Here is a 7218-nt window from a genome sequence, read left to right on the forward strand (position 1 = left end):
TCCTCGCCCACGGCGAGCAGTGCCGCGCCCGCCTCGGCCGACGAGATCGTCCAGCGCCTGATGGAGGAGCGCGATTCCCAGGTGCCTTCGCACTGGCTGAGCGTCGACGTCGACCGCGGCGAACTGCCGACTGTGCCGGTGCAGCTCTACAACCAGCACGATTCGCCGGATGCGCGCGCGGCGCTGCAACGCTGGATCGATGGCCTGCAGATCGGCCGCTGGTTCCATCTCTTCATCCAGGGCGACTGGCATACCACCCAGATCGCCTGGATCAGCGAGGGCCGGCAGTTCCTGCTGTTCGTCGGCCGCGACTCCGACGAACGCCTGCCGCTGACCCGCCGCGCGCTGGAGGCGCTGCTGTCCAACGGCCTCATCACGGCACTGGAAGACGATAACGTCGTCCAACGCGCCGTGGACACGCTGATGAGCGACCTGGACGGCGGCTGAGCTTCAGCCCGCCGAGTGAATCGGCTCGACCGCCGGCATGTCGTCGGGCAGCCGATGCGCCAGCACCCATTCGCGCAGCGCCAGCGCCACGTCGCCGACGCCGCTCTTCTTCAGCGCCGAGAACAGCGTCACCGCGACGTCGGAGTTCTCGGTGGTCATCGCAGCGAGGAACTCCGTCGTCGCGCGCAAGGCCGCGTCTGCTTCCTTGCGATTGAGCTTGTCGGACTTGGTGAGCAGCACCAGCAACTTGATCTCACCTGTGGCCACACGCGCGGCGACGAACTCCAGCAGCTGCTTGTCCAGGTCGGTCAGGCCCAGGCGGGAATCGACCATCAGCACGACGCCCGACAGGCTGCGGCGCACTTCCAGGTAGTCGGCCATGACCTTTTGCCAGCGCAGTTTGGCCGATTTGTTCACGGCCGCGTAGCCATAGCCCGGCAAGTCGGCGAACAGGGCGTCGGCCGCGTCCTTGGGGCCGAGTTCGAAGAGGTTGATGTGCTGGGTGCGGCCCGGCGTCTTGGAGGCGAAGGCCAGGCGTTTTTGCTGGGCCAGCGTGTTGATGGCGGTGGACTTGCCGGCGTTGGAGCGGCCGACGAAGGCGATCTCGGGCAGTTCGGTGGCGGGCAGATGCACCAGCTGGCTGGCGGTGGTCAGGAAGCGCGTGGTATGCGTCCAGGCCAGGGCGAGCTTCTCGGTGAGGGGCTCGGCCGGCAGGGCCTCAGGAATCTTGTCGGTCATGTCTAGCTCGGACGCTGTGGTTCAGCATTGTAAAATTCTCGGGTTACGCCCTTTGAGACCGTATAAATCCATGAAGACTGTCGCCCTCCTCCTGTCGAGTCTGCTGCTGGCCGCCACGGCTCACGCGAACGAGCCCGCTGCTGTTGCTGCCAAGCCCGATTCGGCCAAGGGCGGTGCCATTTCTTCCCAGGTCTGCGCAGCCTGCCACACGGCGGACGGCTCGCGTGGCAGCCCGGCCAATCCCATCCTGCAGGGTCAGCATGCCGAATACCTGGCCAAGCAGCTGACCGAGTTCAAGAGCGGCAAGCGCAAGAACCCCGTCATGCAAGGCATGGCCGCCCCGCTGTCGGAAGACGACATCCGCAACGTGGCCGCCTTCTACGCCGCCAAGACCGCCAAGCCAGGTTTCGCCAAGAACAAGGACACGGTCGCCCTGGGCGAGAAGATCTACCGCGGCGGCATTGCCGAGCGCAATGTGCCGGCCTGTGCCGGCTGCCACGGTGCCAACGGCTCCGGCCTGCCGGTCCAGTACCCGCGCCTGGGCGGCCAGCATGGCGACTATGTCGAAGCGCAGATGGTGGCCTTCCGCAGCGGTGCACGCGCCAACAATCCCGTCATGGTCACCGTCGCCGCCAAGATGAATGACAAGGAAATCAAGGCCGTGTCCGACTACATCGCTGGCCTGCGCTGAACGCGGCGCTTGCCTTGAGGAACAAAGGCCGGTGAACCCCACCGGCCTTTTTTGTTGATCGCTGATGTCCGCCGTCCCTGTCCCTCGCTCCTCACCCGCCCGCGAACTGCTGGACGTGCTCGCGTCCATGCGCTTCGCCATCACGCTGCTCAGCGTGATCTGCATCGCCTCGGTCATCGGCACCGTGCTGCGCCAGAGCGAGCCCATGGGCAACTACGTCAACCAGTTCGGCCCCTTCTGGGCTGAGGTATTCGGCAAATTGGGGCTTTACACGGTCTACAGCGCGCCCTGGTTTCTGGTCATCCTGACCTTCCTGGTGCTCTCGACCAGCCTGTGCATCGCCCGCAACGCGCCCAAGATCCTGGTCGACCTGAAGAGCTACAAGGAGGGCGTGCGCGAGCAGTCCCTGCAGGCCCACCACCACAAGGCCATCGGAGAGCTGCCCAGCAACCCCTCGATGGCCCTCGCCGAGATCGGCAATACGCTGGCGGCCCACGGCTGGAAGGCCCGCGTGCAGCGGCGCGACAACGGCATCATGATCGCGGCCCGCCGCGGCGCGGCCAACAAGATCGGCTACCTCTGCGCCCACTCCGCCATCGTGCTGATCCTCATTGGCGGCGTGCTGGACGGCAACGCCATGGTCAAGCTGGCCATGTGGGCCCAGGGCAAGCAGCTCTACACCGGCTCAGGCTTCGTGTCGGACATCCGGCCCGAACACCGGCTCTCCACCGGCAATCCGAGCTTTCGCGGCAATGTGTCGGTCACCGAGAAGCAGCGCCAGGGCATCGCCGTGCTGAGCCTGCCCAGCGGCGTCGTGCTGCAGGACCTGCCCTTCGACATCGAGCTGAAGGCATTCAAGGTCGACTACTACCCGACGGGCATGCCCAAGAGCTTTGCCAGCGACATCGTCATCCATGACGGCACGACACGGCGCGAGGCCACGGTCAAGGTCAACGAACCCGTCATCCACAAGGGCCTGGCCATCTACCAGAGCAGCTTCGAGGACGGCGGCAGCAAGCTCGAGCTCAAGGCCATGCCGCTGGCCAGCACCGGCACGCCCTTGAAGCTTGCCGGCCGCGTCGGCACGAAGATGGCCTTTGGCGAGCAGACGCTGGAGCTCGACGGCCTGCGCGTGATCAATGTCGAGAACCTCGCCAATGACGGTAGCAGCGGCGCCAATGCCAGCGGCGCCGACGTGCGCAAGGTCGACCTCGGCGCGGCGCTTGGCAAGCATCTCGGCAGCGGCGCCAAGTCGGACGGCAGCAAAGTTCTGCACAACGTCGGCCCGAGCTTCAGCTACAAGCTGCGCGACGCCGCCGGCCAGGCCCGCGAGTACAACAACTACATGCTGCCGGTCGAGCTGGACGGGCAGAAGCTCTTCCTCGCCGGCGTGCGCGACACCCCGGCCGAGACCTTCCGCTATCTGCGCATGCCGGCCGACGAGAACGGCGAGTTGAGCGGCTGGCTGCGCCTTCGCCAGGCCCTGGCCGATACCGCCCAGCGTGACGTCGCTGCGCGCCGCTATGCCGCCGCCGCCACGCCGCCCAACCAGCCCCAGCTGACGCCGCAGCTGCAGCTGACGGCCCAGCGTGCGCTGACGCTGTTCTCCGGCGCCGCCGCCAAGCCCGGCGACGACGTCAAGGGCGGCCTGCCGGCGCTGTCGCAGTTCATCGAGCGTGACGTGCCCGAGGCCGACCGCCAGCGCGTCTCCGAGGTGCTGCTGCGCATCCTGAACGGCAGCCTGTTCGAGCTGCACCAGATCGCCCGCGAGCGCGCTGGCCTCAAGCCCGCCGGCACCGATGCCGCCGCCCAGGGCTTCATGACCCAGGCCGTGCTGTCCCTGTCCGACAGCCTCTACTACCCGTCGCCCACGCTGCTGCAGCTGGAGAACTTCGAGCAGGTCCAGGCCAGCGTCTTCCAGGTCGCCCGCGCGCCTGGGCAGAAGCTGGTCTATCTGGGCGCCCTCCTGCTCATCGTCGGCGTTTTCTCCATGCTCTACATCAAGGAGCGTAGGCTGTGGGTCTGGCTCGTGCCCAGCGCCGACCCGGGCGGCTCGCAGGTGCGCATGGCCATGTCCAGCACCCGTGAGTCGCCCGACAACGCCGTTATGTTCGCCCAGCTCAAAGCCGCCGTGCTGAAGGAGCCCTCATGAACACCACCACCTTCGACCTGCCGCGCCGCCACGCGCTGCAGCGCCGTGACGCCCTCGACTGGCTGTTCGCTGCCCTCGTGCTGCTCGGCGGCGGCTATGCCTTCAGCCGCTACCACGCGTCAATGGACGTCTACGAGCAGGGCATCCTGCTGTGCGCCATGCCGGCGCTGATCGCGCTGGGCTGGTTCTGGAAGCCGCTGCGTTGGCTGAGCGTCGCCGTCGGTGCGGCCACCCTCATCGCCATCGGCCTGTATGCCCAGCACACCGACGGCTTCGGCGCCGACCTGGCCGCCGGCGAGAAGGTGTTCTGGCTGAAGTACATGCTGTCCAGCCAGAGCGCCATCCTGTGGATGAGCCTGCTGTTCTACATGAGCATGCTCTTCTACTGGGGCGGCTTCTTCACCGGCGCCGGCCGCAACAGCGTGGCCGAGGTGGTCGGCTCCAAGCTGGCCTGGGGCGGCGTCTTCATGGCCCTGGTCGGCACGCTGGTGCGCTGGTACGAGAGCCACCAGATCGGCGCCGACATCGGCCACATCCCCGTCAGCAACCTCTACGAAGTCTTCGTGCTGTTCTGCTGGCTGACGACAACCTTCTACCTCTACTACGAGGCCCGCTTCGCGACGCGTTCGTTGGGCGCCTACGTGATGCTGGTCGTCAGCGGCGCGGTCAGCTTCCTGCTGTGGTACACGCTGGCCCGCGAGGCCCAGGAGATCCAGCCCCTTGTGCCGGCGCTGCAGAGCTGGTGGATGAAGATCCACGTGCCCGCCAACTTCGTCGGTTATGGCAGCTTCGCGCTGGCGGCCATGGTGGCCCTGGCTTTTCTGCTGAAGACGGCGACGACACGTGCCCTCGTCATCGGCCTCGTTGCCATGCCGCTGGGCATCGTCGGCCTGATCCTGGCGGTGCGCTTCGGTGCCACGCTGGAGGCCGCCACCGTCGCCGGCCTGCAGGGCTGGGCCTACAAGATCGCCGGTGTCGCCGCCTTCCTGGGCATTGCCGTCGCGCTGCGCGGCCACCTGACGGCGCGCCTGCCCGACCTGCCCCAGCTCGACGACCTCATGTACAAAGCCATCGCGCTGGGCTTTGCCTTCTTCACGATCGCCACCATCCTCGGCGCCTTCTGGGCCGCCGAGGCCTGGGGCGGCTACTGGAGCTGGGACCCCAAGGAAACCTGGGCCCTGATCGTCTGGCTCAACTACGCCGCCTGGCTGCACATGCGCCTGATGAAGGGCCTGCGCGGCATGGCCTCGGCCTGGTGGGCGCTGGTGGGCCTGCTGGTCACGACCTTCGCCTTCCTGGGCGTCAACATGTTCCTCTCAGGCCTGCACAGCTACGGTACGCTGTAGCGATGCCTGAAACGCCGGACCGCGAGCCTTGGACGCAGGCTGCGCCGGCCATCGCAGCCGCCCTGCCGGACCTGTGCTTCCTGATCGGGCCCGACCTGCGTTTCGCGGCCTGCAACCACCCGGATCACCCCGATCTGCACGCACCCTGGGCAACGCTGCAGGGTCGATCGCTGCAAAGCATCGGCCCGCCCGCCCTGGCGAAGCAGTTCGCGGCAGCCTGCGCGCCCAGCTCCCAGCGCCTGCGCTATGCGCTGCGCACCCAAAGTGGCCGCCTGGCCCGCTTCGAGGCCAGCATCGCCCCCTTGCCGGACGGCACGGGCTGGCTGTGCATGGCCCGCGACCTCGGCAGCACCGACGCCGAACAGGCGCGTTATGCCCGGGCCATGAAGGGCGCCGCCGATGGCCTGTGGGAATGGGACATCGCTGCCGACAGCGAATACCTGTCGCCCCGTGCCCTGACCCTGCTGGATCGCCCCGGCCGCCTCGCCGAGCAGTTGCACGCCGACGACCAGGGCCAGTGGCGGGCCGCTCTGCAGTCCCATCTGCAGCACGGCGCGCCGCTGGACATCGACCTGCGCCTGGCTGGCCCCTCGCCAAGATGGCTGCGTTGCCGCGGCTGGACAGAGCGCGACGCACGCGGCCAGCCAGCCCGCGTGCTGGCCACGCTGTCCGACATCACCATCGCCAAATTCACCGAACAGGCGCTGACCGACAGCCAGGCCAAGTTCCGCGCCTTCTTCCACACGGTGCCGGTTGGTATCGCGCTGTTCGACGTCGCCAGCGAGACCGTCATCGAGTCCAACGACGAGCTCGGCCGCCTGCTCGGCTGGCCGACGCTGTCGGTCGTCGGCCAGACCGCCGAGGCCCTGGGCCTGGCGCCACTGCCTGGCAGGGAAGGCCGCACCGAGATCGACGACCGCGAACTGTGTCCCGACTCGGGTTGCCGCCTGCACGCCAAGCTGGTGGCCGAGCCCATCGAGCTGGCCGGCCGGGCGCTGCTGCTGTGCGTCGTCGTCGACATCTCGGTGCAGGTCGACGCCGAGGCCGCGCTGTCGGCCCTGGCCGAGCAGTTGATGGACCAGGAGCGCCGCACCACCCAGCGCCTGGCCCAGGCCCTGCACGACCAGCTCGGCCAGACGCTGACCGCCCTGCGCCTGATGCTGGACCTGGGCGCTGCGGACGCCCGTCAGCAGGCCCGCGGCCTCATCGACCAGGCCTTGCGTGAGGTGCGCCAGGTGCTCGTCGACCTGCGCCCGCCGCTGCTGGAGGACGAAGGCCTGGCCGCGGCGCTGGACAACGAGGTCGCTCTGCGCCGCGCCCTGCATCCGGGCGTGCGCCTGGTGCTGGACGCGGAGGACGAGCTGTTGACGCAGCGCTGGCCGGGGGAGGTCGAGTACGCTCTGTTCATGATCGCCCGCGAAGGCCTGGAGAACGCGCTGCGCCACGCCCGGCCCACCGAGGTCAGGCTCAGCTTCTACGGCTGTGCGCAAGAGATCGAACTCGGCGTGGCCGATGACGGCAGCGGCCTGGACGCCGACTTCGAGCGTCGCCCCGGCCACCTCGGCCTCATCGGCATGCGCGAGCGCGCCCGCGCCATCGGCGCAACGCTGGAGCTGGGCCCGCGCGAGGGCGGCGGCACGCAATTGACCCTGCGATGGCAAACCCCGGAATGACGCAAGCCGCCCGCATCTACCTCGTCGATGACCACGCCATGGTGCGCCAGGGCTTGCGCGCGCTGMTGACCGAGGCTGGCCACGATGTCGTCGGCGACAGCGGCGACATCACCGCCGCCCTGGCCGAGTTGCAGCAGCTGACGCCGGACATCGTCCTGGTCGACCTGTCGC

General features: G+C 68.2%; 6 protein-coding genes. 5 read left to right on the forward strand and 1 reads right to left on the reverse strand.

Going from position 1 to position 7218, the window contains the following annotated elements; genetic code table 11:
• Positions 1–447 (forward strand): DUF1631 family protein (locus tag ACXJKR_RS19535; protein WP_457324229.1); only part of this gene is annotated, 447 nt, incomplete at its 5' end.
• Between the two features lie 3 nt (positions 448–450).
• Here ACXJKR_RS19535 and yihA read toward each other — a convergent pair.
• Positions 451–1185, reverse strand: coding sequence for a ribosome biogenesis GTP-binding protein YihA/YsxC (yihA, locus tag ACXJKR_RS19540; RefSeq protein ID WP_056202819.1), 735 nt, complete (start codon positions 1183–1185; stop codon positions 451–453).
• Positions 1186–1255: 70 nt separating this feature from the next.
• Here yihA and ACXJKR_RS19545 point away from each other — a divergent pair, with 70 nt between their 5' ends.
• From ACXJKR_RS19545 to ACXJKR_RS19560, 4 genes are all read left to right on the forward strand, one after another.
• The gene (locus tag ACXJKR_RS19545) at positions 1256–1876 is read left to right on the forward strand and encodes a c-type cytochrome (protein WP_056202816.1); all 621 of its coding nucleotides are present in this window, start codon (positions 1256–1258) and stop codon (positions 1874–1876) included.
• Positions 1877–1940: 64 nt separating this feature from the next.
• Positions 1941–4028 carry a cytochrome c biogenesis protein ResB gene (locus ACXJKR_RS19550; protein ID WP_457324230.1) on the forward strand — a complete coding sequence of 696 codons (2088 nt, stop codon included), beginning with the start codon at positions 1941–1943 and terminating at the stop codon, positions 4026–4028.
• Positions 4025–5374 carry a c-type cytochrome biogenesis protein CcsB gene (gene ccsB, locus ACXJKR_RS19555; RefSeq protein WP_457324231.1) on the forward strand — a complete coding sequence of 450 codons (1350 nt, stop codon included), beginning with the start codon at positions 4025–4027 and terminating at the stop codon, positions 5372–5374. The genes ACXJKR_RS19550 and ccsB overlap by 4 nt, the downstream gene beginning before the upstream one ends.
• A gap of 2 nt (positions 5375–5376) precedes the next feature.
• Positions 5377–7047 carry a histidine kinase gene (locus tag ACXJKR_RS19560; protein ID WP_457324232.1) on the forward strand — a complete coding sequence of 557 codons (1671 nt, stop codon included), beginning with the start codon at positions 5377–5379 and terminating at the stop codon, positions 7045–7047.
• Positions 7048–7218 lie beyond the last annotated feature (171 nt).

It is taken from the genome of Roseateles sp. P5_E11 (assembly GCF_054049355.1).

Excerpts from the sequence above, each read along its gene's own strand:
- ccsB (WP_457324231.1), top strand. The coding sequence starts at position 4,025 with ATGAACACCACCACCTTCGACCTGCCGCGCCGCCACGCGCTGCAGCGC.
- ACXJKR_RS19550 (WP_457324230.1), top strand. The coding sequence starts at position 1,941 with ATGTCCGCCGTCCCTGTCCCTCGCTCCTCACCCGCCCGCGAACTGCTG.
- yihA (WP_056202819.1), bottom strand. The coding sequence starts at position 1,185 with ATGACCGACAAGATTCCTGAGGCCCTGCCGGCCGAGCCCCTCACCGAG.
- ACXJKR_RS19545 (WP_056202816.1), top strand. The coding sequence starts at position 1,256 with ATGAAGACTGTCGCCCTCCTCCTGTCGAGTCTGCTGCTGGCCGCCACG.
- ACXJKR_RS19560 (WP_457324232.1), top strand. The coding sequence starts at position 5,377 with ATGCCTGAAACGCCGGACCGCGAGCCTTGGACGCAGGCTGCGCCGGCC.